Raw genomic sequence first — 23,603 nt, forward strand, 5'->3', positions numbered from 1 at the left:
GCTAGACGGTTACCGGGAGTTCCAGATACGGGTCTGCCCACGCGCTGATGATCCGGGCAACCCGTGCAGCTTGGCCCTTGCCCGTGAGCAAATGTTCGCTGCCTTCCAGCGAGATGAAGCTCCGGGGATGCCTCGCGGTTCGGAAGATCTCGCTGGCATTGTCGATTCCCACCGTGTTGTCGGTGGGGGAGTGCATCACCATCAGAGGCTTGTGGAGAGTCCGGATGCAGTCCCGCAGATCGGCCTTTTCCACGTCCTCGACAAAGTGGCGGCGGACTTCCATGGGGCGCCCGCCCAGATCCACTACCGCGCTGCCGTCGCGAAGGATGGCGTCTATTTCGGTGTCGAACATGTGCTCGACGTGCTTGGGTTCATAGGGCGCGCCCACTGTCACCACAGCATTCAGGCCCGGGATGTCGCGGGCAGCGGCTAGCACTGCTGCCCCTCCAAACGAATGTCCTACCAGCAGGCTGATCCTGCGGCGCTGTTCCTGCATGAACGCCGCAGCCAAGATGGTGTCCGCAACCTTCACACTGAACGATCCCGCGGACCATTCCCCGCCGGAGCCTCCCAGCCCCAGGTTGTCAAAGCGCAGCATGCCAATGCCTTGCTCGGCCAGCCCTTTGCAGATGCGTGAGGCGGCGGGGCTGTCCTTACCGAGGGTCAGTCCGTGCGAGTACACGCCCCAGCCCCGCAGGGGACCCTCAGGAACGTCCACGACGCCGGCCAGCACATCGCCGGTACTTCCAACGAAGCTGATCTTCTCAGGGCGCGACACGCTGTTCTCCTAGGGTTTGGGCTGCCTTGTTGTGAACTGACTGGGGAGTCCGGATTAACGACGTCGGCGCCGTCACCAGCAGTGGTGAGCGGCGCCGTCGTCGTGCTGTTCTTTAGTGCGGGCGAACTAGATCTTGCGGGACAGGATTGCCTGCTTGACCTCGGCAATGGCCTTGGTCACCTGGATGCCACGCGGGCATGCTTCGGAGCAGTTGAAGGTGGTGCGGCAACGCCACACGCCTTCTTTGTCGTTCAGGATCTCAAGGCGCATGTCGCCGGCGTCATCACGGGAATCGAAGATGAAGCGGTGGGCGTTCACGATCGCTGCCGGGCCGAAGTACTGACCGTCGGTCCAGAAGACCGGGCAGGACGAGGTGCAGGCTGCACACAGGATGCACTTGGTGGTGTCATCGAAGCGTTCACGGTCCTCAACGGACTGCAGGCGCTCCTTGGTGGGCTCGTGGCCCTTGTTGATCAGGAACGGCATGACTTCACGGAAGGACTGGAAGAACGGCTCCATGTCCACAATCAGGTCCTTCTCCACGGGGAGGCCCTTGATCGGTTCCACCGTGATGGGCTTGGACGTGTCCAGGTCCTTCAGGAGGGTCTTGCAGGCGAGGCGGTTGCGGCCATTGATGCGCATGGCATCGGACCCACACACGCCGTGGGCGCAGGAGCGGCGGAAGGAAACGCTGCCGTCAATCTCCCACTTGACCTTGTGAAGGGCATCCAGCACACGGTCCGTGCCGTACATGGTCAGCTTGTAATCATCCCAGCGTGCCTCTTCCGAGATTTCCGGATCGTAGCGGCGGACGCGGAGGGTGATGTGGAAGGTGGGGATTTCACCGTCGCCGGCGACGCTTGCCGGGAGCTCGATTTTGGAGGCGGGCTCTGCCATTTCGGTCGTCATTAGTACTTACGCTCCATCGGCTCGTAACGGGTGAAGATGACGGGCTTGGTCTCAAGACGGATGCCCGCAACCGATTCCGCCGAGGAAGCGGCGGTGACGGAAGTGTCAAGGTATGCCATGGAGTGCTTCATGAAGTTTTCATCATCGCGTTCGGGGAAGTCCTCGCGGTAGTGTCCACCGCGCGATTCTTCGCGGTGCAGCGCACCGACGGTCATGACCTTGGCCATGTCCAGGAGGAAGCCCAATTCCACTGCTTCCAGGAGGTCAAGGTTGAAGCGCTTCCCCTTGTCCTGGACGGTGACGTTCTTGTAGCGCTCCTCGAAGGACGCAATATCCCGAAGGACCTGCTCCAAGGACTCCTTGGTACGGAACACCTGCATGTTGGCGTCCATGGTCTCCTGCAGTTCCTTACGGATCTGGGCGACGCGTTCGGTTCCCGTACCGGTCAACAAACCGTTCAGGATGCTGCGGGTCATCGCTTCGGGGTCCGCCGGCAGCTCCACGTAGTCAGCCGTCTTGGAGTACTCCGCAGCGGCGATGCCGGCACGCTTACCGAACACGTTGATGTCCAGGAGCGAGTTGGTGCCCAAGCGGTTGGAGCCGTGCACGGATACGCAGGCAACTTCACCGGCAGCGTAAAGGCCCGGAACGATCGTGTCGTTGTCCTGCAGCACCTCGGTGGTGATGTTGGTGGGGATGCCGCCCATGGCGTAGTGCGCCGTGGGGAATACCGGGACCGGGTCCGTGAACGGTTCCACGCCGAGGTAGGTGCGGGCGAACTCGGTGATGTCCGGAAGCTTGGCTTCGATGTGCGCCGGCTCAAGGTGCGTCAGGTCCAGGAGGACGTAGTCCTTGTTCGGGCCACAGCCGCGACCTTCACGGACTTCGTTCGCCATGGCGCGGGCCACGATGTCGCGGGGAGCCAAGTCCTTGATGGTGGGGGCGTAACGCTCCATGAAGCGCTCACCCTCGGAGTTACGCAGGATGGCACCTTCACCGCGTGCACCCTCGGTGAGAAGGATACCCAAGCCGGCAAGACCGGTCGGGTGGAACTGGAAGAACTCCATGTCCTCCAACGGGATGCCGCGGCGGAACGCGATGCCCATGCCATCACCGGTAAGGGTGTGGGCGTTGGACGTGGTCTTGAAGACCTTGCCGGCACCACCTGAAGCGAACACCACGGACTTGGCCTGGAACACGTGCAGTTCGCCTGATGCGAGGTCGTAGGAGACGACCCCGGCAACGCGCTTCTGCTTGTACGGGGTGCCGTCCTCGCGAACGGCGTCCTCTTCGACGATCAGCAGGTCAAGGACGTAGTACTCGTTGTAGAACTCAACGTTGTGCTTGACGCAGTTTTGGTAGAGGGTCTGCAGGATCATGTGGCCGGTACGGTCTGCGGCGTAGCATGCCCGGCGGACGGGGGCCTTACCGTGGTCACGGGTGTGGCCACCAAAGCGGCGCTGGTCGATCCGGCCTTCGGGCGTGCGGTTGAACGGCAAACCCATCTTCTCCAGGTCCAGCACGGCGTCGATGGCTTCCTTCGCCATGACCTCGGCTGCGTCCTGGTCAACCAGGTAGTCGCCACCCTTGATGGTGTCAAAGGTGTGCCATTCCCAGTTGTCTTCTTCAACGTTGGCCAGCGCTGCACACATGCCACCCTGTGCCGCACCGGTGTGCGAGCGGGTGGGGTAGAGCTTGGTCAGTACCGCTGTGCGTGCACGCTGACCGGACTCGATCGCGGCGCGCATGCCGGCGCCACCTGCACCGACAATGACGACGTCGTACTTATGGACCTGCATACCAGATGCTCTCTCTTTCAAAAATTCAGATGGTCGGCGGAGGCTGCTCCGCTACTTCAGGCGTGGCCAGCCGCAGCGGAAAGCCGCGGCGCGGTCCGCTAAGGCGCCGGGCAGAAACCGCCGGGCAGCTGAACGCCGTTGACGACCGGGCACGGGTTGAAGGTGAAGATCACCAACGTGCCCAGGATGATGATGACGAAGGCTGCAGCGTAGAGGACACCCTTGAGCCAGAAGCGGGTGGCGTCCCTTTCGGCGTAGTCGTTGATGATCGTGCGGACGCCGTTGGTGCCGTGCAGCATGGCAAGCCACAGCATGGCGAGGTCCCAGAACTGCCAGAACGGATCGGCCCACTTACCTGCAACGAAGCCGAAGTCGATCGCGTGGATGCCCTGGCCCACCATGAGGTTCACGAACAGGTGACCGAAGATGAGGACTACCAGGACGACGCCGGAGAGGCGCATGAAGAGCCAAGCGATCATCTCGAAGTTGCCGCGGCTGTGACCACTGCGGTTGTACTTCGGGGCGATCTTCCCTGAGCCGATTTTTCCACTGCGTGGGGATTCGATGGTGGTCATGGTCAGTGGCCTCCCAGTGCCAGGGACAAGTGGCGGACGGCGAATGCGCCGAAGACGACCACCCAAAGAATAAGCACGGTCCACAGCATCTGCCGCTGGTACTTGGCACCCTTCTTCCAGAAGTCGATGGCGATGACGCGCAGGCCGTTGAAAGCGTGGAAGACAATCGCAGCGACCAAGCCCGTTTCACCAATGGCCATCAGGGGGTTCTTGTAGGCGCCAATCACGGCCGTGTAGGCCTCAGGGGACACGCGCACCAATGAGGTGTCCAGCACATGGACCAACAAGAAGAAAAAGATCACTACACCGGTAATTCGGTGTCCAACCCAGGACCACATGCCTTCACGGCCGCGGTACAAGGTGCCAGCTGGTTTTGTCGGCACTGATTAAACCTTCCTGCAACACAGCGGCGCTGGCATGGGATCCACGCGGGGAAACGCCTGCTGCGAGAGCACTCGTAGCTCACGCCTAAATCTAGGCTTCGCTAACAGCTTATTCAATTTAGGCCCTACTTCGCTCGTTCATGGTTCAACCACTCCGCAGTGTTCTAGGCAGTTTTGGTCATTCCCTGAGACGAACGCCACATGTGTCGCGTTCTGCAGGGCTTGCCGGTGCTGTCGGATAAAGTGTTGCGGTGAGTACAGACGACGCGAAAATCCAGGAATCGCCCTTGGGCCGCTTCCACGCCGTGATCCCGGCGGGTGGTGTGGGGACCCGGCTATGGCCTCTCTCGCGTGCCGCTGCCCCTAAGTTCCTGCATGACCTGACAGGTTCCGGCAGCACCTTGTTGAGGGCCACCTACGACCGACTCGAACCGCTGGCGGGTTCCCGCGTGCTCGTGGTGACCGGCGAAGCCCACCGGGCAGCAGTGTGCCGCCAGCTCCCGGAAGTAGGCGAGGACGAGATGGTTCTCGAAAGCGAACCCAAGGACTCGGGCGCCGCGATCGGACTTGCTGCTGCGATCTTGCACCGCCGCGATCCGGAAACAATCATGGGCTCCTTTGCCGCGGACCAGGTCATCAGTCCCGACGACCTCTTCCAAGAAGCCGTTCGCGAGGCGATCTACACGGCCGCCACCGGCAAGATCGTCACCATCGGTATCAAGCCGACGCACCCGTCCACGGGGTTCGGATACATCCGCTCCGGGGCGGCACTCAACGTCGAAGGCGCCCCTAACGCCATGGCTGTCGCGGAATTCGTGGAAAAGCCCAGTCAGGAAGTTGCCAACAAGTACGTCGAGGCCGGCGACTACGTCTGGAATGCAGGGATGTTCGTTGCGCCCGTGGCGCTCATGCTGCGGCACCTGGAGGCCAACCAGCCCGAGCTCTTCGCGGGTCTGCAGGAAATCGCGGAGGCATGGGACACTCCCCGACGCGCCGAGGTTACGTCCCGTATTTGGCCCACCTTGCCCAAGATTGCCATCGACTACGCAGTGGCCGAGCCCGCAGCGGAAGCTGGCGACGTCGCCGTCGTGCCCGGTACTTTCCGTTGGGACGACGTCGGCGACTTTGCCGCCATTGGCCGCCTGAACAACGCGGGCGACGTCGACGAGGTCACCGTTCTTGGTGAAGGCGCCCGCGTGTTCGCGGAAAACGCCAGCGGCGTGGTGGTTTCCGATACCAAGCGCGTTATTGCCCTTATCGGTATCAAGGACGTCGTCATCGTGGATACTCCGGACGCGCTGCTGGTGACCACCAAGGAGCACGCGCAGCTCGTCAAGGGCACGGTGGACGCGCTCAAAGCCAGCGGCGATACGGACGTGCTCTAACGCTGGGGTAAACACCGGTACTTGTGCCGGTGTTTATACCGTGAGACACCTCCTTGGTTGTCCCGCAGCTGAACGTGGCGTAACCAAGAGGTTGCTTTCGTTCCTCCGAGCGCTTGCATGGCTAGAGTTGTGACGTGCGCAATTACACGACTGAAACCGAGCCGGCCCCCGTTGTGAGTCCTTGGGTTGACGAGCTCCTTCCCGGACTCATCGAATTCCGGCGTGACCTCCATGCGCACCCCGAACTTTCCTTCAAGGAATTCCGCACCACGGACAAGCTCGTGGAGCGCCTGGAAGCCGCTGGGCTGAAGCCACGGCGGCTCGAAGGTACCGGGCTGACGGTTGACGTCGGTGAGGGCCCGATTGGCACAGCCCTCCGCGGCGATATCGACGCACTTCCGATCATCGAGGAGACGGGGCTGCCGTTCGCGTCAAAGAACCACGGCGTTACCCACGCCTGCGGGCACGACGTCCACACCACCGCCATGCTCGGGATTGCCCTGACGCTGCAGCGGATGCACAAAAACAATCCGCTCGGCGGTACGGTCCGGATCATCTTCCAGCCTGCCGAGGAAACCATGCCCGGCGGGGCCTTGTCCTGCATCGAACAGGGCGTCTTGGAGGGTGTGCCGCGGATCCTCGCCTTGCACTGCGATCCGCGAATCAACGTGGGCCAGATCGGTACCCGCATCGGCGCGATCACCTCGGCGTCGGACACCATCAAGATTGAGCTTTCCGGACGAGGCGGGCATACCTCCAGGCCACACCTGACCGAAGACCTGGTGTTCGCACTGGCACAAATTGCCGTCAATGTTCCCGCCGTGCTCTCGCGCCGCGTGGATGTGCGCAGCGGTGTTTCCGTGGTCTGGGGCCAGATTTCCGCAGGTTCGGCCCCCAATGCCATTCCCGGGTCGGGTTACATGGCCGGAACCATGCGTTGCCTTGACCGCGAGGCCTGGCACAGCGCGGGCGAGTTGCTGGACGACGTCGTGAAGCAGGTGGCGGCACCGTATGGCGTGGACGTGCATCTCGAGCACACCCGCGGCGTGCCTCCTGTGGTCAACTCGGAGCATGAGACGGCCCTGATCGAAGCCTCCGCACGGGCCGAGTTGGGTGAGAAAGCGGTGGTCCTGACGCCGCAGTCCATGGGTGGCGAGGACTTCGCGTGGTTCCTCGCGGACCTTCCCGGCGCCATGATGCGCCTGGGCACCCACACGCCCGGCGGCGAGGAGTACGACCTCCACCGTGGTGACTTCATCGTGGATGAACGCGCGCTCGGCTATGCCATCCGCGTCCTCACTGCCGCTGCCCTCCGCACTATCCGCGATCTGGAGCAGTAGTTCCAACCTAGGCCCGTACTTAGTTGTGTGGACCATGAGAGTGCGTGAACCGCATGGAGTTGAGTTGTGCACAATTGAATTGTGCACTATCGTTTGGATCATGAGTGATGCACCCAGGCTCCGCCACCAAGTCTGTTTCGCGCTGTACTCGGCATCCAAAGCGGCGACGGCGGTCTACCGGCCGGTCCTGGAAGAGTTGGGGCTGACCTACCCGCAGTACCTGGTCATGCTGGTGCTCTGGGAACAGGAACCGCGGAGCGTGCGGGAACTCGGGGCCGAGCTTGGTCTCGATTCCGGCACGTTATCGCCCCTGTTGAAGCGGCTTGAGGGCATGGGGCTGGTCCAGCGCCGCCGCTCAGCTGAAGACGAGAGGCGCGTCGACGTCGTTCTGACCGATGCCGGAACGGCCCTCAGCGCCCGGGCGGGGGCTGTGCCCCAGCGTCTCGCCGATGCCGCAGGCCTCTCCGCCGCGGAGATTGAGCAACTGCACAACACCTTGGGCAAACTGACCGCAGCCCTGAACAGCTCACTCTGAGAACTTCCCACCCAAGACACCCAAGACATCATTGTCAAAGAGAAACGGAAACACGATGAAGACTCTTTACACGGCTGAGGCACTTGCCTCCGGCGAAGGGCGCGACGGCAGCGCCCGCACCAATGACGGCAAGCTCGACGTCGCACTGGCAAGCCCGGTGGAACTGGGCGGCAACGGACAAGGCACCAACCCTGAGCAGTTGTTCGCCGCCGGCTATGCTGCCTGCTTCCACTCGGCACTCCGGATGGTGGGTCGCAAGGAACGCGTTGACCTCAGTGACTCCGCCGTTGCCGCCAAAATCCACTTCGGTGCGCTGCCTGACAGCGAAGGCTACGGACTGGCTGCCGAGCTCGAGATCGCCCTGCCGGCCCTTGACCGCGAAACGGCGGAGAAACTGATGGCCAAGGCCCACCAAGTCTGCCCATACTCCAACGCCACGCGCGGCAACATGGCCGTGGACCTCAAGCTCGTGGAGTTCGCAGCATGAGCGCCGTGACTCCCGTGGAAAGCCGCGAAATCCAGCTCGCTTCCCGGCCGGTTGGCCGCCCGACGCCGGAAAACTTCCGCTTGGCTGTCACACCGTTGCCGGAGTTGGCCGATGGGCAGCTCCTGGTGCGCAACCAGTTCATGTCCGTGGACCCGTACATGCGCGGCCGCATGAATGACGTCAAGTCCTACTCGGCGCCGTTCCAAGTCGATGCAGCGCTCGACGGCGGTGCGGTGGGCGAGGTGATCGCGTCACGTTCGGACGCGCACAAGGTGGGTGACGTCGTCGTGCATTCCCTGGGATGGCGCGAATATGCGGTGGTGGACGCTACGGCTACCACTCCGGTGCCGAGCGGGCTCGCTCCGACCTCCGCTTTCCTCGGTGCTTTGGGCATGACCGGGCTGACCGCCTATGCCGGCCTGTTGAAGGTCGCCGAATTCAAGGAAGGAGACGTTGTCTTCGTCTCTGGCGCCGCTGGTGCCGTCGGTTCGATGGTCGGGCAGATCGCCAAGGCCATGGGTGCCTCAAAGGTGATCGGCAGCGCCGGATCCGCGGAGAAGGTTGCCCGGCTCTTGGAGCTGGGCTTCGACTCGGCCTTCAACTACAACGATGCCCCGGTCCTAGACCAACTGCGTGAAGCAGCGGGGGAGCGCGGCATCGATGTCTACTTCGATAACGTCGGTGGCGATCACCTGGAAGCGGCGCTGGCCACACTCACTGTCGGTGGTCGGGTGGCCATGTGCGGTGCCATTTCGCAGTACAACTCCACCGAGCCGCCGGCCGCACCGCGAAACCTTGCGGTAGCCATTGGCAAGCAGCTGACGTTACGCGGTTTCCTGGTCGGTGGCCAGCGCCAGCACGCCGCCGAGTTTGCGCAGAAGATGGCCGGCTGGCTTGCCGACGGTTCAGTAAGCTACGACGAAACGATCGTGGACGGTCTTGAGAACGCGCCGCAGGCGTTCATCGACCTGCTCGACGGCGCCAACACCGGCAAGATGCTCGTGCGGCTCTAGCATGGTGGCACCTGGGCCCCCCGCCAAGGGTTGGTAACAAAAGGTCAACAATCTGCTTCTCCTCAGGGATTTGTGCTATCAGGGTGTGTTTCAGGCCACTAAAGTTGGTGTCATCAATGCGCCCTCGGCGCGGCTGCGAGCATCAGTGAAAACAGAATTTCTGCCTCAGGTTTAGGAAATGGACACTCATTGACCATCAGTCGTAGCGCCAATCACTTTTTCCTGGAGGAAAATTGAAGAAACCACTGCGTGCCACCCTGAAGCGCGGTTCTCTGGCCGGTGTCGCCACAGCAGGCGCAGCCGCCCTTTTGCTGACTGGCTGCGGGCAAGCGCCCGATTCCAACTCCAGCAGCAACAGCGCCAGTAACTACGTGGGTTGCATCGTCTCGGACTCCGGCGGATTCGATGACCAGTCCTTCAACCAGTCCTCCTACGATGGCCTGAAGAAGACCGAGAAGGACCTGGGCATCACCACCAAGTCCGCTGAGTCCAAGTCCAACAGCGACTTTGAGACCAACCTCAACGGCATGATGTCGGCCAACTGCAACTTGACCATCACAGTCGGCTTCCTGTTGGGAGATGCCACCAAGGCTGCTGCCCAGAAGAACACGGACAAGCACTTCGCCATCATTGACTACACGTACACGGACCCCATCGCCAACGTGAAGCCAGTGGTCTACGACACCGCCCAGGCGGCGTACTTGGCAGGCTACACGGCGGCGGCCACCACCAAGACCGGCAAGGTGGGAACCTTCGGCGGTATCAAGATTCCTACCGTGACCATCTTCATGGACGGTTTCTACGACGGCGTCCAGGCCTACAACAAAGCCAAGGGCAAGTCCGTGCAGGTTATTGGCTGGGACAAGACCACCCAGGACGGCTCCTTTACCGGTGACTTCGAAAAGCAGGACACCGGCAAGCAGGTCACCAAGAACCTCCTGGACCAGGGCGCGGACATCGTGATGCCCGTGGCCGGTCCGGTGGGCAAGGGTGCTGGCGCAGCCCTGAAGGAAGCGAAGGCAGCGGGCAAGGACGTCAAGCTCATCTGGGTTGACTCCGACGGCTACCTGACGGCCCCTGAATACAAGGACCTCATGCTGACTTCCGTGGTCAAGCAGATGGGTGACGCCGTTGAAACGGTGGTCAAGGACGACAAGGACGGAAAGTTCACTAACGCCGCTTACGTTGGCACGCTTGCCAACAACGGCGTGGCGATCGCCCCGTTCCACGATCTCGACTCGGCTGTTTCATCGGATACCAAGTCCGAGGTGAACGCGCTGAAGGCGGACATCGTTTCCGGCAAGTTGGTTGTGCAATCGGCGGCCAGCCCTAAGAAGTAGGCAATTCCTGGACGCGCCGCCAGTACCGAGCCCCGGTACTGGCGGCGTGTTTTTTGACTAGCATTGGCTCAAAGCCTCAGGCTGTTGGGCTGTTCGCCGTCCCTCGGACTCACAGAACGGTGGAGTTGTGAAACTCGAATTGAAGGGGATCTCGAAAGCTTTCGGGACCTTCTACGCCAACCAAGACATCGACCTCGTGGTCGAATCCGCCCAGATCCATTGCCTCCTCGGCGAGAATGGTGCGGGCAAATCAACACTCATGAACGTGCTGTATGGCCTGTACGAACCCACGGCCGGCCAGATCCTGGTGGACGACCGTCCGGTCAGCTTCCGGGGCCCCGCGGACGCCATGGCTGCAGGTATCGGCATGGTCCACCAGCACTTCATGCTGGTTCCCGTTTTCACGGTCGCCGAAAATGTGGCCCTCGGCGCGGAGCCTACCTCCTTCGGCGGGGTCCTCAGCATGGACGAGACCCGCACGAAGATCCGTGAAATCTCCAAAAAGTACGGGTTCGACGTCGATCCCGACGCTTTGGTGGAGGACCTACCGGTCGGCGTCCAGCAACGCGTCGAAATCATCAAGGCCCTGGTCCGTGAGGCCAAGGTGCTCATCCTGGACGAGCCGACGGCGGTCCTGACGCCTCAGGAAACGGACGAGCTCCTGGACATCATGAGGCAACTGAAGGCAGGGGGCACCTCCATCGTCTTCATCTCGCACAAGTTGCGCGAAGTCCAGGCCGTTTCTGACGTCATCACCGTGATCCGCCGCGGCAAGGTGGTAGGCGATGCGCCTCCTACGGCGTCGGCCACCGAATTGGCATCCATGATGGTCGGCCGTCCGGTGAGCCTTAGCCTCGACAAGGCCCCGGCGCAGCCCAAGGAGACCACGTTCGTCGTCGAAAACCTGACTGTCCGTGCAGCCAACGGCACCAACGTGGTGGACGGCATCAGCTTTGACATTGCCCAGGGCGAGATCCTCGCTGTTGCGGGCGTCCAAGGGAACGGCCAAACGGAACTGACCGAAGCCATCCTTGGCGTGCAGGAACACGTCACTGGTTCGGTCACCCTCGACGGCAAGCAACTGCTGGGCCTTCCGGTCAAGGAAGTCCTGCGCTCCGGCGTCGGCTTTGTTCCCGAAGACCGCACCGTTGACGGGTTGGTGGGGCCGTTCTCCGTCGCCGAGAACCTTGTCCTGGACCTGTATGACCAGGCTCCGTTCGCGAGCGGCATCAGCATGAAGCCGGCCAAAGTGGTGGAGAATGCCAAAGCCAAGATCGAGGAATTCGATATCCGAACCCCCTCGGCGGGATCTGCGGCCGGAACATTATCCGGCGGTAACCAACAAAAAGTGGTCATGGCCCGTGAGTTATCGCGGCCGCTGCGGTTGTTCATTGCCAGCCAGCCCACGCGTGGCGTGGATGTGGGCTCCATCGAGTTCCTGCACAAGCGCATTGTCGCCGAGCGCGACGTCGGAACACCGGTCATGATCGTCTCCACCGAACTCGATGAGGTGGTTGAGCTCGCAGACCGGATTGCGGTGCTCTATAAGGGCAAACTCGTGGGCATCGTGCCTGCGGACACACCCAGGGACACCCTTGGCTTGATGATGGCCGGCGTCGGCCCGGAAGGAGGCTCCGATGACAAGTAAGCACCGGTCCGATGAGACCCAGCCAGCTGAATCGACGTCGGAAGTACGCGCGGCGGATGTCGCTCTCGACACCGCCGGGGGAGCCCTGGCCCCGGCGATCGTGCCCGTTTCTTCGCAGAGCGGAGATCCCGGCCACGAGCAGGACAGCGTGATCCGGAAAATCGTGATGGGCAACGGTTTCGTGTCCGTTCTGGCCGTCATCGTGGCGCTGATTCTCGGTGGTCTGCTGATTGCCAGCACCGACGCCGCCGTGGCGAAAACTGCAGGCTACTTCTTTGCTCGACCAGGGGACTTCCTGTCGGCAGCGTGGAGTGCCATGACCAAGAGCTACATCGCGCTCTTCCAGGGCTCAGTGTTCAACCCGCGCCAAGGCTTGCAGCCGCTGTTGGAAACCATGACAGTGGCAACGCCGCTGATTTGCGCTGGCCTGGGCGTGGCTTTGGCCTTCCGGGCGGGCCTGTTTAACATCGGTGCGCAGGGGCAGATCATCATCAGCGCCACCCTCGGAGCTTATGTCGGGTTCGCTTGGCACCTCCCATTCGGCCTGCACCTGCTGGTGGTAGTGATCATGGGCGTCCTTGGCGGTGCTGCGTGGGGCGCGTTGGTTGGCGTCCTCAAGGCACGAACCGGCGCGCACGAGGTGATTGTCACCATCATGCTCAATTACGTTGCTTTGTTCCTGCTGGACTTCCTGTTGAATACCGCAGCCTTCCGCCGCGCTGGAGACAACAGCCCGATTTCGCCGCGCCTGGATGATTCCGCAACGTACCCGATCCTTATTCCAGGGTCCCGCCTCCACTTGGGCTTCCTGGTTGCAGTCCTGCTGACCTACGGTGTGTGGTGGATGCTGAACCGATCCACCATTGGCTTCGAATTCCGTGCCGTTGGCGCCAACCCCATCGCCGCGCGCACTGCCGGAGTCAAAGTATCCCGGGCAACGATCTTGGTAATGGCCCTTGCCGGAGCCCTTGCCGCTTTCGGCGGGGTTGCCCAAGTAGCCGGTACGGAGAAGGTGCTCACGGGCGGTATTGCAGCCCAGATAGGCTTCGACGCCATCACTGTTGCCCTGCTGGGGCGCAGCACCCCGTGGGGGACCTTCTTTGCAGGGTTGCTGTTCGGCGCTTTCCGCGCAGGAGCGGTGCAAATGCAGATCCAGACCGGAACACCGATCGACATCGTGCTGGTGGTGCAATCGCTCATCGTGCTGTTCATCGCTGCGCCACCCCTGATTCGGTCGATATTCCGGCTTGAACCCAAGAAGAAAAACAAGAAGACCAAGGCAGCCCCGAAAGCTGCCCTTGCACACGCCTCCGGAGGTGCCAAGTGAGCGCAACATCCACAGCTTCCGCCCCAGGGGCAACAGCCCTGCCTGCGTTCCGGCCTTCTATGAAGGTCCCCCTGACACTCGGCGTATTGGCCGTGATTGCACTGGTGTTCTTCGGCCTGCTGGGCCCTGGGCAGACTGCCGAGATGAAGATCAGCGATCCCGGTGACGCTGTAGCGGTCCCCGCGCTGTTGATTCCAGGCCAAGTGGGCGGCATCGTGCTCGGCATACTGCTGCTCGCGATGGCTGCGTACTCGATCTACCTCTGGACCCGGAACACCCGCTCGCCCAGGTGGCTGCCCATTGCGTTCTCCGTGGTCTTCGTTTTTGCGGTGCTCCTCTGGATCGTTGCCGGTGCCCGCCAGCCATCGATTTCCCTTGCCGGGCTGATCGCCGGTTCCGTGACCCTTGCCGTTCCCTTGGTCTTCGGTTCCCTCTCCGGTGTGCTGTGCGAGCGCGTCGGCGTCGTCAATATCGCCATTGAGGGCCAGTTGCTGGGTGGGGCCTTCACTGCGGCCTTGGTCGCGACAGTAACGGGCAGCCCGTACGTGGGCCTACTGGCCGCCGCAGGCGCCGGGGCTGCCGTCTCCATGGTGTTGGCGGTTTTCAGCATCAAGTATCTGGTCAACCAGATCATTGTGGGCGTGGTGCTGAACGTCCTGGTGTCCGGCCTCACCGGCTTCCTGTTCGGCACGGTCATGGCTCCGAATAAGGACCAGTTCAACACTCCGGGCCGCTTGGATATCCTGCCGATCCCGCTGCTTTCCGACATTCCGATCATCGGGCCCATCTTGTTCAAGCAGTCCGTTGCGGGTTACCTGATGTATGTGGCTGTTGCCGTGGTGTGGTTCGGCCTCTTCAAGACCCGTTGGGGGCTGCGCGTCCGCGCCGTCGGCGAACACCCGCAAGCGGCGGACACCATGGGGATCAACGTCAACGCCACCCGTTTTTGGAACGTGACCTTGGGCGGTGCCATCGCAGGCATCGGTGGTGCTGTGTTCACGTTGGTGACCATCGATTCCTTCACCAAGGAAATCTCAGGCGGCCGCGGCTTCATCGCCTTGGCAGCATTGATCTTTGGCCGTTGGAACCCGATCGGTGCGTTCCTGGCCTCGCTGCTGTTCGGCTTCGCCTACAACCTGCAGTCGATCCTTGGCATCATCGGAACGCCCGTGCCGAGCCAGTTCATGGCCATGCTGCCGTATTTGGTGACCATCTTCGCCGTCGCCGGTTTGGTGGGCAGGTCGCGGCCACCGGCTGCCAGCGGCATACCGTACGTGAAAGGTTGAGCATGGACACCGGTCACCAGCAGGACGTCGACTGGCCAGCCCTGGAACAGGCTGCCAAAGAGGCTATGGAGAGGGCCTATGCGCCGTATTCCAAGTTCCCGGTGGGAGCAGCAGCCCTCACCGAGGATGGCCGGATCGTGAGCGGCTGCAATGTGGAGAACGCCAGTTATGGCCTGACGCTGTGCGCCGAGTGCGCGTTGGTTGGGCAGCTCCACATGAGCGGCGGGGGGAGGCTCGCTGCGTTCTATTGCGTGGATGGCCAAGGAAACATCCTCATGCCGTGCGGGCGTTGCCGCCAACTGCTGTACGAATTCAGGGCACCCGGAATGCAGCTCATGACAACGCAGGGAATCAAATCCATGGACCAGGTGCTGCCGGATGCCTTCGGTCCCGAACATTTGGAGGAAACCACGTGAACAGCACCGAAGCGTTCGACGCCGTTCAGATCATTTCGATCAAGCGGGACAAGGGCACCCTCACTCCTGAACAGATCGATTGGACCATTGACGCGTACACCCGCGGCGTGATCGCCGAGGAGCAGATGGCGGCCCTGAATATGGCCATCCTGCTCAACGGGATGGACCGCGCCGAAATTTCGCGCTGGACGTCAGCGATGATCGCCTCGGGCGAGCGCATGGATTTCTCGTCACTGACAAGGCCCGACGGCGGCCGGAAGGCTACCAGCGACAAGCACTCCACCGGTGGCGTTGGTGACAAGATCACGCTGCCCCTGGCACCCTTGGTGGCTGTCTTCGGCGTCGCTGTTCCGCAGCTGTCGGGCCGCGGCCTGGGCCACACAGGCGGAACGTTGGACAAGCTGGAAGCCATTCCGGGTTGGCGGGCCAATCTGACCAATGACGAGATCATGAGGCAGTTGCAGGACGTGGGCGCGGTTATCTGCGCCGCCGGTTCAGGACTCGCGCCAGCGGACAAGAAGTTGTATGCATTGCGCGACGTCACTGGAACGGTGGAGGCCATCCCGCTGATTGCTTCCTCAATCATGAGCAAGAAAATTGCTGAAGGCACAGGTTCGTTGGTGCTGGACGTCAAGGTTGGCTCCGGCGCATTCATGAAGGACGAGGCGCGGGCCCGGGAACTTGCTGAGACCATGGTGGCCTTGGGAAAGGACGCCGGAGTCCATACGGTGGCGCTGATGACTGACATGTCCACGCCACTGGGCTTGACTGCGGGAAATGCGATTGAAGTTGAGGAGTCCGTGGAGGTCCTCGCCGGCGGCGGTCCGGAAGACGTCGTCGAACTTACCGTCCGGTTGGCGGAGGAAATGCTGGCCGGTGCCGGTATTCACGACGCCGATCCCGCTGCCGCGCTCAGGGACGGCCGGGCCATGGACGTGTGGAACCGGATGATCGAAGCGCAGGGCGGCGATCCCAGGGCGGCATTACCGGTAGCCAAGGAGTCCGAGGTCGTTTACGCGCCAGCGGACGGTGTGCTTGTGGAACTGGATGCCCTTTCGGTGGGTGTTGCTGCCTGGCGTCTGGGCGCGGGGCGTGCTCGCAAGGAGGATCAGGTGCAGGCAGGCGCAGGTGTTCGAATGCATGCCAAGCCGGGTGCGCTGGTCCGGGCGGGTGAGCCGTTGATGACCCTTTTGACGGACACTCCGGAAAAGTTCGCCCGGGCAGAGGAAGCCTTGGAGGGCGCCGTCGTCATAGCGCCGGAAGGTTCACGGCCGGCGCATCGGCTCATTATCGATCGGATCGCCTAGGTTTTAGTCCTGTGCAGGCTCTTAACGACTTCATCCTGGCGGCGGCAGAGCAGCCGTGGGTGTTGTTATTGGTGCTGGCATGCTGCCTGATCGATGGTTTCTTCCCACCCATTCCCAGCGAATCCGTTGTTGTCGGATTGGGCGCCGTCGCAGGTAGCAGTGGCTCGCCGAACCTATGGTCACTGGGCCTGATGGCGGCGCTTGGGGCGTTCTCCGGGGACAACATCGCCTACTTCATCGGCCGCGGTGTTGGTGTTCAGCGGTGGCGCTGGATGCGGACCCGGCGAATGCAGGGCGCCTTCGGCTGGGCGGGGAAGGAGCTACGACGGCGGCCCGCTTCCTTGATCATGGTGGCGCGGTTCATCCCGATCGGTCGTGTAGCGGTCAACCTCGCCGCGGGCGCCACCGGATTCAGCCACGGCAGGTTTGTTGCCTTCACCGCCGTGTCCGCCCTGTTGTGGTCCACCTACTCCGTGGTGCTCGGGTTCTTCTTCGGCAAGTGGTTCGAGCACAATCACCTCCTGGGCGCTGTGATCGCTATCGTGGCGGCAATTGCCCTCGGCGTGGTGATCGATCGCATCATCAGCAAGGTGCGTGGCTCGGTGCCGTTGGACATAAGCAACGTCCCAGCGGAGGACGTGTCTCCTCCGCCTACGGTATGACGCAGGGGCTGCCGGTGGTGGCAAACATCAGTCCGCCGGTGGACGCCCGGACTGCTCCGGGGCCGCTACCGTTGGAGTTGTGGTCCAAGGCCGGGACGTAGCGAACGACGCCCCGGCCATGGGACACTTAAGAGCGACTTCCGTCACAGTGTCAAGTCACATTCGCCTAGGAGCTACCCCCGCGTGGAGTATTTGAACCATTTGCTTGATCATGCAGCCGGGCAGCCCTTGGTATACCCGATCCTTTTGGTGTTCTTCTTCGTCGACGGATTCGCCACGATTCTCCCCAGCGAAATGGCCATTGTAGGACTCTCGGCACTTTCGCTTCGCAGTGGCGAGCCCAACCTCTGGATCTTGGGGGCAACGGCCCTGGTGGGGGCCATGGCGGGGGACAACATGGCGTACATGCTGGGCCGGAAAATCGGCATTGACCGCTGGAAGTGGATGCGCAGGCCCAAGATCCAGAAACTGTTTTCCTGGGCCCAGTATGAATTGGACAAGCGCGGGGCCGTGCTCATTTTCACAGCCCGCTACATCCCGTGGGGCCGGGTGGCCGTGAACTACGTCGCGGGCCAAACCGGGTTCAAGCACAGGACATTCTTCTTCCTGGACGCCTTCGCATGCCTCACCTGGGTCTGCTACTCCATCGGCATCGGCTTGCTTGCGGGCCAGTGGGTTCACCACAACCCGCTCTTGGGCGTCGGCATCGCAGTGGCATTCGCCGTCGTCCTTGGCTTCGTAGTTGACCATGCGCTCCGGTGGTGGCACAAATACTTGGAAAAGAAGGACGCGCGCCGCGGACACGCCGTCGGAAACGAAAGCTCCAAGGCCGGCGCTGACGGCGGCACTGCAGCTGGCGAACCATCCGGCACCCACGCCTCGGTCCCGGTGAAGCACGGTCCCGCCGTGGCCAAAGTCGACGTTTCCAAGCCTGCCGGATAGCCTTCCCGCACGGCGGCTACCACCGAATCGCCGTCGGTTGAATGTGGATTTCTTGTTGCTCTCATGTGGGTCTTCTGAGACTATGGGACGATGGAGGCATCGGTACGCAACGAAATTCATCAAGACACTACGCGGATGAATATCCACGACCTTGTTCGGGAACTCAATGAAAACGTTGGTGCTGTTGTCGTGCAGACGATGGCCGGGGTGAAAGACCGTACCTCCCCGTATAAATGGGCCCGCCCTGATGGCCCGGTTCCCCGGCAGGAGTTTGAAGATCGTCTGCGTCTTGGATACCGCGTGTGGAAGACGGTCTACATGGCCGATGGAAAGCATGTTGCGTTGGCTTGGTTGATGGGCGCTAACCCGCGTCTTGAAGAAAACCTTCCCGTCCTCTACATCCAGGAGCAGCGAAGTAGGGAAGTCATAGGCGCCGCTGAAGCGTTCGTGAACGATACCTACGCTGCGTGACGGCGGCTCTGGCGGAACGCCTCTGCGAGGCGACGGGCCTTCACCTGCTAGAGGCGCGCGGCGAGAGCGCGTTCCGCGTGGCAAAGGATCGCTACGGTGCGCTCTCGGTTCTACCGAATGCGGTAGTTGGTCCATTGCCGGTAGGAGCGGACCCCGGAGAGGGTGACCACCGCGGCCGATTCGATGCAAAAGGCCGGACCATCTATCTGGCTGATTCACGGGAATGCGCGTACGCGGAGGTGTTGGTCCAGTTCCGTCGCGAGCGGGCCAAGATCGCAAAGGTTGCAGAGTCCATCAACTGGGAAGTCAACGACTACATCAGCCAGGTTGCCGCTGAAGCCGAAAGCAACGGTGTCGACGTCCCATGGGCGATCTCTGTGGACTGGCAGATGGAGAGATCGGTTTATGAGATCCAGCTACCCCGGAATGGATGGTGGGTACAGATCGACCACGCCGAGACGCTCCTCGCTCTGGAAGGACTAGCTCCCAAAACGCCCGGTCTCACGGATCGTCTCCACCTTCTTACTTCGGACGCAGTTGAAGGCGAGGACCGCGATCTGACGACACTACTTGCGCACGTCCTGCGGGGAGTATCCCTCGACGACGGCTCCAGACCATTAGGAATTTCTTACCGGTCTAAGACGCTCAAGGGTCGGTGTTGGGCGTATTGGGATCGCCGCTCCGACGAAGGGCTGCCGCCGGTCAGCAACGATTTGCTGCAGGTGTCCTCCAAAAACGTCGGTCCCGACCCGGAATTTGTTAGGGTCGCACGCTTCTACAAACTTCCTATCCTCGGCGCCCGTCGATGAGGTCGGTGGCAGTCAGATGGCGCATCGGGACCGCTCTGAATTCTTGGGCCGTCATCATCTAGAGTTGGTACGTGACTGAGCCCATTCTTGATGCTGCCCCTGCCCTCGACTTCGACCTCAAGAGCCTGCCCAAGGTTTCCCTGCACGACCACTTGGATGGAGGGCTCCGGCCGGCCACCATCATCGAATTGGCCAGCGCCGTTGGCCACACCCTTCCGTCCACGGATCCCGTTGCGCTGGGTGAGTGGTTCCGCGAATCCGCCGACTCTGGTTCGCTGGTTCGCTACCTTGAAACGTTCGACCACACCATCGCCGTCATGCAGACCAAAGAAGGGCTGTTCCGGGTCGCCAAGGAGTTCGTGGAAGACCTTGCAGAGGACGGCGTGATTTACGGTGAAGTCCGCTGGGCGCCCGAGCAACACCTGCGTGAAGGCCTGTCCCTGGACGAAGTAGTGGAGGCAGTCCAGGCCGGTTTGGAAGCAGGCGTGGAATCAGCTGAAGAGCGCGGACACCAGATCCAGGTGGGCCAACTGATTACCGCCATGCGGCACGCCGATCGCGGGCAGGAAATCGCCGAACTTGCAGTCCGTCATCGGGCAAAGGGAGCTGTCGGCTTCGACATCGCAGGAGCGGAGGACGGATTCCTGCCGTCCCGCTTCAAGGACGCATTCACGTATCTCGCCGAGAACAACTTTCCGGCCACAGTCCACGCCGGTGAGGCTGCCGGCCTTGACAGCATCCAGTCTGCACTCGTTGATGGCCGTGCCCTGCGCCTGGGCCATGGCGTGCGGATCGCCGAGGACATCACCGTGGAGTTCGAGGACAACTCCGACGACGACGGCGAGGACACCATCGGCATGGTGACCCTCGGCGGCGTGGCCGCCTGGGTGCGCGACCGCGGAATTGCCTTGGAAGTATGCCCGTCGTCCAACCTGCAGACCGGTGCGATCGCCGGCTTCGGTGAAGGCATCGAAAGCCACCCGGTGGACATGCTGTTCCAGCTCGGTTTCAACGTCACCATCAACACCGATAACCGGTTGATGAGCGGCGTCACCCTCACAGATGAGTTCGAGTTGCTGGTTGAGACCTTCGACTACGATCTCGACGACTTGCTCGAGTTGACGCTCAACGCCGCCGAGGCTGCCTTCCTGCCGCTGGATGAGCGCGAAGCGTTGGTCGAGTACATCAACGATGCCTACGCCAACCTCGGCTAAGGGTTCCTCCGGGCTCACGGAGTTGCTGCGCACAGTGGCGGCACTCCGTGAGCACTGTCCCTGGATGGGCGCGCTGACCCACGAGTCCTTGGTGGAGTACCTCATCGAGGAATCCTATGAGGTTGTGGACTCCATTGAAGCCGGCGAATCCGCGGCGCGGGATGATGAACTCCGCGGTGAGTTAGGCGATGTCCTGCTTCAGGTGGTCCTTCATGCCCGGCTCGCCGAGGAGCGCGGAAGCTTCGATTTCGACGCCGTGGCGCGGGGCATCAATGCCAAGATGGTCAGGCGCAATCCCCATGTGTTCAGGGATGATGGATCCCTTCAAGACACTTTTCCGGCCACGGTGGAGGAAATCGTCCTGAAATGGGATGCTGTGAAGCGCGCGGAAAAGCCGGAGCGGGCCGATCCGTTCGAAGGGATTCCGCCCCACCTGCCGGCCCTGGCGGGTGCGCAGAAGTCGATCGACCGGGCGGTACGCGCCGGACAAGCGGTCGACGTCGGCAGCCGTGTTTCCGCCGTCGGGCTTAACGCAATCCCAGCCTCGGAAGAAGGGCTGGGGGAGTTGTTGTTGGCCGTCGTCGCAGGTGCGCGGGAGCAGGGGCTCGACGCCGAGCGGGCCCTTCGTGGCGCCGTCCGGGCGTTCCAAAAAACCCAAGCGCAGCCTTCATGACGTGAGGCTGTGGACGCCGTGCCGTAACCTAAGCCACTCTCGACTACGCTAGTAGCGACGAGGACGTTGAGAATTTCCCTCCACATTCCTGTAATTCGCCCATAAGGAGCACATCCATGGCGCTTATCGATGCCATCCACGCACGCGAGATCCTTGATTCCCGCGGAAACCCGACCGTAGAAGTTGAGGTCCTGCTCTCCGACGGCCAGATCGGCCGCGCAGCTGTTCCCTCCGGTGCCTCCACCGGTGAGCACGAAGCTGTTGAACTTCGCGACGGCGACAAGGGCCGTTACCTTGGCAAGGGTGTCCAGAAGGCCGTAGACGCCGTCATCGACGAGATCGCCCCGGCACTCATTGGCTTCGACGCCACTGACCAGCGCAGCATCGACCAGGCCATGATCGACCTCGACGGCACCCCGAACAAGGGCAAGCTCGGCGCCAACGCCATCCTGGGTGTTTCCCTGGCCGTTGCCAACGCAGCCGCAGCTTCCTCGGACCTGCCGTTGTACAAGTACCTGGGCGGACCCAATGCCCACGTCCTGCCGGTTCCGCTGATGAACATCCTCAACGGTGGATCGCACGCAGACTCCGACGTCGACATCCAGGAATTCATGATCGCCCCCATCGGCGCCGAGACCTTCTCCGAAGGCCTGCGCTGGGGCGTTGAGGTCTACCACAACCTCAAGTCCGTCCTGCAGCAGAAGGGCCTCTCCACGGGCCTCGGCGACGAGGGCGGCTTCGCCCCCAACCTGCCGTCCAACCGCGCAGCACTGGACCTGATCCAGGAAGCCATCAAGAACGCCGGATACACCCCGGGCACGGACATCGCCCTGGCGCTGGACGTCGCCTCCTCCGAGTTCTACAAGGACGGCGCTTACCAGTTCGAAGGCAAGGCACTCTCCGCCACCGAGATGAGCGCCTACTACGCCGAGCTCGTTGCCGACTACCCGCTGGTCTCCATCGAAGACCCGCTGGACGAGAACGACTGGGAAGGCTGGAAGACCCTCACCGACACCATCGGTGACAAAGTCCAGCTGGTGGGCGATGACCTGTTCGTCACCAACCCGGTCCGCCTGCAGCAGGGCATCGAGACGGCCACGGCCAACTCCCTGCTGGTCAAGGTTAACCAGATCGGTTCCCTGACCGAGACGCTCGACGCCGTTTCCCTCGCCCAGCGCGCCGGTTACACCACCATCACCTCGCACCGCTCCGGCGAAACCGAGGACACCACCATTGCTGACATTGCGGTCGCCACCAACGCCGGTCAGATCAAGACCGGTGCCCCGGCCCGCTCAGAGCGCGTTGCTAAGTACAACCAGCTGCTGCGCATCGAAGAAGAGCTCGACGATGCCGCACGCTACGCCGGCCGCAGCGCATTCCCGCGTTTCAAGGGCTAGCATTCCGCAAAAACGGCTGACCGGTGGCTATGGTGGAAAGACCATGGCCACCGGTTCTGTTTAACGCCTTGGGTGCGGAACCGGGCATGGCTGGACGGAAGGCATTGCCCGGCGTCCAAGCAGATCAGAGATAACCAGCACAGCAACCGCCAGGCAAGCACCGGGCATTACAGGAGTGTCATGGCCACCCGTCGTCCCAAAGTCCCCAGGGCGGACGCCCTCGACGGGCAGAGCATCGGCACCAAGGCCGCTTCTCCTACAGCCTCTCCCGCAGCCACTTCTCCTAAGGCCGGAACGAGGGCTCCGGCAGCGCCGCAGCAGTCGGCCAAATCCGGGAGTGCCGCATCGTCCGCGGCCAGCGCATCGTCCGCGGCGAGGCCAGCCTCAAGTGCATCCGGGGGTAGGAAGCCCACCGCGGACCCGGCTCCCTTCAAGGGCGCTCGCGGCTCCTCCAGCCGTTCACGCGGCTCCTCCAGCACAGCCCGCGATGACGCGCCGGTTCCGGCCAAGGCGTTCTCCGGCCGGTTGTTGGCATTGGCCGTGGTGATGATCGCCATCACCATCATGTTGACCCCAACGGTGAAGATCTTCCTGGAAAAACGGGCGGAGATCTCCGACCTCCAGGCACAGATTTCCAGTCGCCAAGCGGAGCAGGCAGACCTGACCAAGCAGCTTTCCCGCTGGCAGGACCCCAACTATGTCAAACAGCAGGCTCGGGATCGCATTAACATGGTTATGCCGGGTGAAACGGACTACTGGGTGTTTGGCGGGAATGATGCCGCTGGCACACCGGGTGGCCGCACCGGCTCCGGATCATCTGCGAACCCTGCAAATCTGCCATGGGTGGATGCGTTGTGGGAGTCCATCAGACGATCGGCAACAGACTAGACGCGGTGCCCGCCGCCGT

The 23,603-nt window shown here is 62.2% G+C and carries 24 protein-coding genes; 19 read left to right on the plus strand and 5 right to left on the minus strand.

The window, feature by feature from the left end; genetic code table 11:
* Position 1: 1 nt before the first annotated feature.
* From QRN04_RS01285 to sdhC, 5 genes are all read right to left on the minus strand, one after another.
* Positions 2-778 (minus strand): alpha/beta hydrolase family protein, encoded by a 777-nt coding sequence (locus QRN04_RS01285; protein WP_284974335.1) that lies wholly within the window; start codon positions 776-778, stop codon positions 2-4.
* 126 nt (positions 779-904) lie between these two features.
* Positions 905-1,687: a succinate dehydrogenase iron-sulfur subunit gene (locus QRN04_RS01290; protein ID WP_284974336.1), complete on the minus strand. Its 783-nt coding sequence runs from the start codon at positions 1,685-1,687 to the stop codon at positions 905-907.
* Positions 1,687-3,486, minus strand: a complete 1,800-nt coding sequence (gene sdhA, locus QRN04_RS01295; RefSeq protein WP_284974337.1) for a succinate dehydrogenase flavoprotein subunit — start codon at positions 3,484-3,486, stop codon at positions 1,687-1,689. The genes QRN04_RS01290 and sdhA overlap by 1 nt, the downstream gene beginning before the upstream one ends.
* A gap of 98 nt (positions 3,487-3,584) precedes the next feature.
* Positions 3,585-4,061, minus strand: a complete 477-nt coding sequence (locus tag QRN04_RS01300; RefSeq protein WP_284974338.1) for a succinate dehydrogenase hydrophobic membrane anchor subunit — start codon at positions 4,059-4,061, stop codon at positions 3,585-3,587.
* Positions 4,062-4,063: 2 nt separating this feature from the next.
* Positions 4,064-4,444, minus strand: a complete 381-nt coding sequence (sdhC, locus tag QRN04_RS01305; RefSeq protein ID WP_284974339.1) for a succinate dehydrogenase, cytochrome b556 subunit — start codon at positions 4,442-4,444, stop codon at positions 4,064-4,066.
* A gap of 251 nt (positions 4,445-4,695) precedes the next feature.
* On the opposite strand from sdhC, the gene QRN04_RS01310 reads away from it, so the two are divergent.
* The 19 genes from QRN04_RS01310 (at position 4,696) to QRN04_RS18200 (ending at position 23,584) form a co-directional block, all read left to right on the plus strand.
* Complete coding sequence (locus QRN04_RS01310) at positions 4,696-5,829, plus strand: mannose-1-phosphate guanylyltransferase (RefSeq protein WP_284974340.1); 1,134 nt, start codon at positions 4,696-4,698, stop codon at positions 5,827-5,829.
* Positions 5,830-5,963: 134 nt separating this feature from the next.
* Positions 5,964-7,169, plus strand: a complete 1,206-nt coding sequence (locus tag QRN04_RS01315; RefSeq protein ID WP_284974341.1) for an amidohydrolase — start codon at positions 5,964-5,966, stop codon at positions 7,167-7,169.
* Between the two features lie 100 nt (positions 7,170-7,269).
* Positions 7,270-7,704 carry a MarR family winged helix-turn-helix transcriptional regulator gene (locus QRN04_RS01320; protein WP_284974342.1) on the plus strand — a complete coding sequence of 145 codons (435 nt, stop codon included), beginning with the start codon at positions 7,270-7,272 and terminating at the stop codon, positions 7,702-7,704.
* A 55-nt stretch (positions 7,705-7,759) separates the two neighbouring features.
* A complete protein-coding gene (locus tag QRN04_RS01325; protein WP_284974343.1) occupies positions 7,760-8,191 on the plus strand; it encodes an organic hydroperoxide resistance protein in 432 nt (143 codons plus the stop codon).
* Positions 8,188-9,204, plus strand: coding sequence for an NADP-dependent oxidoreductase (locus QRN04_RS01330; RefSeq protein ID WP_284974344.1), 1,017 nt, complete (start codon positions 8,188-8,190; stop codon positions 9,202-9,204). The genes QRN04_RS01325 and QRN04_RS01330 overlap by 4 nt, the downstream gene beginning before the upstream one ends.
* A gap of 233 nt (positions 9,205-9,437) precedes the next feature.
* Positions 9,438-10,544: a BMP family lipoprotein gene (locus QRN04_RS01335; RefSeq protein ID WP_284974345.1), complete on the plus strand. Its 1,107-nt coding sequence runs from the start codon at positions 9,438-9,440 to the stop codon at positions 10,542-10,544.
* Positions 10,545-10,671: 127 nt separating this feature from the next.
* Entirely contained in the window at positions 10,672-12,192 is a 1,521-nt protein-coding gene (locus tag QRN04_RS01340) for an ABC transporter ATP-binding protein (RefSeq protein WP_284974346.1), read from the plus strand.
* A complete protein-coding gene (locus tag QRN04_RS01345; RefSeq protein ID WP_284974347.1) occupies positions 12,182-13,519 on the plus strand; it encodes an ABC transporter permease in 1,338 nt (445 codons plus the stop codon). The genes QRN04_RS01340 and QRN04_RS01345 overlap by 11 nt, the downstream gene beginning before the upstream one ends.
* A complete protein-coding gene (locus QRN04_RS01350) occupies positions 13,516-14,805 on the plus strand; it encodes an ABC transporter permease (RefSeq protein ID WP_284974348.1) in 1,290 nt (429 codons plus the stop codon). Before QRN04_RS01345 ends, QRN04_RS01350 begins: the two co-directional genes overlap by 4 nt.
* A 2-nt stretch (positions 14,806-14,807) precedes the next feature.
* Positions 14,808-15,221, plus strand: a complete 414-nt coding sequence (locus QRN04_RS01355; RefSeq protein ID WP_284974349.1) for a cytidine deaminase — start codon at positions 14,808-14,810, stop codon at positions 15,219-15,221.
* On the plus strand, positions 15,218-16,528 hold the full coding sequence (locus tag QRN04_RS01360) for a thymidine phosphorylase (RefSeq protein WP_284974350.1): 1,311 nt from the start codon (positions 15,218-15,220) through the stop codon (positions 16,526-16,528). Before QRN04_RS01355 ends, QRN04_RS01360 begins: the two co-directional genes overlap by 4 nt.
* 11 nt (positions 16,529-16,539) lie before the next feature.
* Positions 16,540-17,190: a DedA family protein gene (locus QRN04_RS01365; RefSeq protein ID WP_284974351.1), complete on the plus strand. Its 651-nt coding sequence runs from the start codon at positions 16,540-16,542 to the stop codon at positions 17,188-17,190.
* 183 nt (positions 17,191-17,373) lie between these two features.
* Positions 17,374-18,132, plus strand: coding sequence for a DedA family protein (locus QRN04_RS01370; RefSeq protein WP_284974352.1), 759 nt, complete (start codon positions 17,374-17,376; stop codon positions 18,130-18,132).
* A gap of 135 nt (positions 18,133-18,267) precedes the next feature.
* Positions 18,268-18,603: a hypothetical protein gene (locus QRN04_RS01375; RefSeq protein WP_284974353.1), complete on the plus strand. Its 336-nt coding sequence runs from the start codon at positions 18,268-18,270 to the stop codon at positions 18,601-18,603.
* Complete coding sequence (locus QRN04_RS01380) at positions 18,600-19,412, plus strand: RES domain-containing protein (RefSeq protein ID WP_284974354.1); 813 nt, start codon at positions 18,600-18,602, stop codon at positions 19,410-19,412. Before QRN04_RS01375 ends, QRN04_RS01380 begins: the two co-directional genes overlap by 4 nt.
* A 71-nt stretch (positions 19,413-19,483) precedes the next feature.
* Positions 19,484-20,626 carry an adenosine deaminase gene (locus tag QRN04_RS01385; protein ID WP_284974355.1) on the plus strand — a complete coding sequence of 381 codons (1,143 nt, stop codon included), beginning with the start codon at positions 19,484-19,486 and terminating at the stop codon, positions 20,624-20,626.
* Positions 20,604-21,299 carry a MazG nucleotide pyrophosphohydrolase domain-containing protein gene (locus tag QRN04_RS01390; protein WP_284974356.1) on the plus strand — a complete coding sequence of 232 codons (696 nt, stop codon included), beginning with the start codon at positions 20,604-20,606 and terminating at the stop codon, positions 21,297-21,299. The genes QRN04_RS01385 and QRN04_RS01390 overlap by 23 nt, the downstream gene beginning before the upstream one ends.
* A 116-nt stretch (positions 21,300-21,415) precedes the next feature.
* Positions 21,416-22,696 (plus strand): phosphopyruvate hydratase, encoded by a 1,281-nt coding sequence (gene eno, locus QRN04_RS01395; RefSeq protein ID WP_284974357.1) that lies wholly within the window; start codon positions 21,416-21,418, stop codon positions 22,694-22,696.
* Positions 22,697-22,876: 180 nt separating this feature from the next.
* Positions 22,877-23,584: an FtsB family cell division protein gene (locus tag QRN04_RS18200; RefSeq protein WP_284974358.1), complete on the plus strand. Its 708-nt coding sequence runs from the start codon at positions 22,877-22,879 to the stop codon at positions 23,582-23,584.
* Positions 23,585-23,603: the final 19 nt, after the last annotated feature.

Source organism: Arthrobacter sp. efr-133-TYG-104 (genome assembly GCF_030208915.1).
Lineage (GTDB): Bacteria > Actinomycetota > Actinomycetes > Actinomycetales > Micrococcaceae > Arthrobacter.

What these genes read in the sequence shown, in the direction of transcription:
- QRN04_RS01320 (WP_284974342.1), top strand. Translation starts at nt 7,270, where the DNA reads ATGAGTGATGCACCCAGGCTCCGCCACCAAGTCTGTTTCGCGCTGTAC.
- QRN04_RS01355 (WP_284974349.1), top strand. Translation starts at nt 14,808, where the DNA reads ATGGACACCGGTCACCAGCAGGACGTCGACTGGCCAGCCCTGGAACAG.
- QRN04_RS01290 (WP_284974336.1), bottom strand. Translation starts at nt 1,687, where the DNA reads ATGACGACCGAAATGGCAGAGCCCGCCTCCAAAATCGAGCTCCCGGCA.
- QRN04_RS01345 (WP_284974347.1), top strand. Translation starts at nt 12,182, where the DNA reads ATGACAAGTAAGCACCGGTCCGATGAGACCCAGCCAGCTGAATCGACG.
- QRN04_RS01390 (WP_284974356.1), top strand. Translation starts at nt 20,604, where the DNA reads ATGCCTACGCCAACCTCGGCTAAGGGTTCCTCCGGGCTCACGGAGTTG.
- eno (WP_284974357.1), top strand. Translation starts at nt 21,416, where the DNA reads ATGGCGCTTATCGATGCCATCCACGCACGCGAGATCCTTGATTCCCGC.
- QRN04_RS01330 (WP_284974344.1), top strand. Translation starts at nt 8,188, where the DNA reads ATGAGCGCCGTGACTCCCGTGGAAAGCCGCGAAATCCAGCTCGCTTCC.
- QRN04_RS01325 (WP_284974343.1), top strand. Translation starts at nt 7,760, where the DNA reads ATGAAGACTCTTTACACGGCTGAGGCACTTGCCTCCGGCGAAGGGCGC.
- QRN04_RS18200 (WP_284974358.1), top strand. Translation starts at nt 22,877, where the DNA reads ATGGCCACCCGTCGTCCCAAAGTCCCCAGGGCGGACGCCCTCGACGGG.
- QRN04_RS01300 (WP_284974338.1), bottom strand. Translation starts at nt 4,061, where the DNA reads ATGACCACCATCGAATCCCCACGCAGTGGAAAAATCGGCTCAGGGAAG.
- QRN04_RS01375 (WP_284974353.1), top strand. Translation starts at nt 18,268, where the DNA reads ATGAATATCCACGACCTTGTTCGGGAACTCAATGAAAACGTTGGTGCT.
- sdhA (WP_284974337.1), bottom strand. Translation starts at nt 3,486, where the DNA reads ATGCAGGTCCATAAGTACGACGTCGTCATTGTCGGTGCAGGTGGCGCC.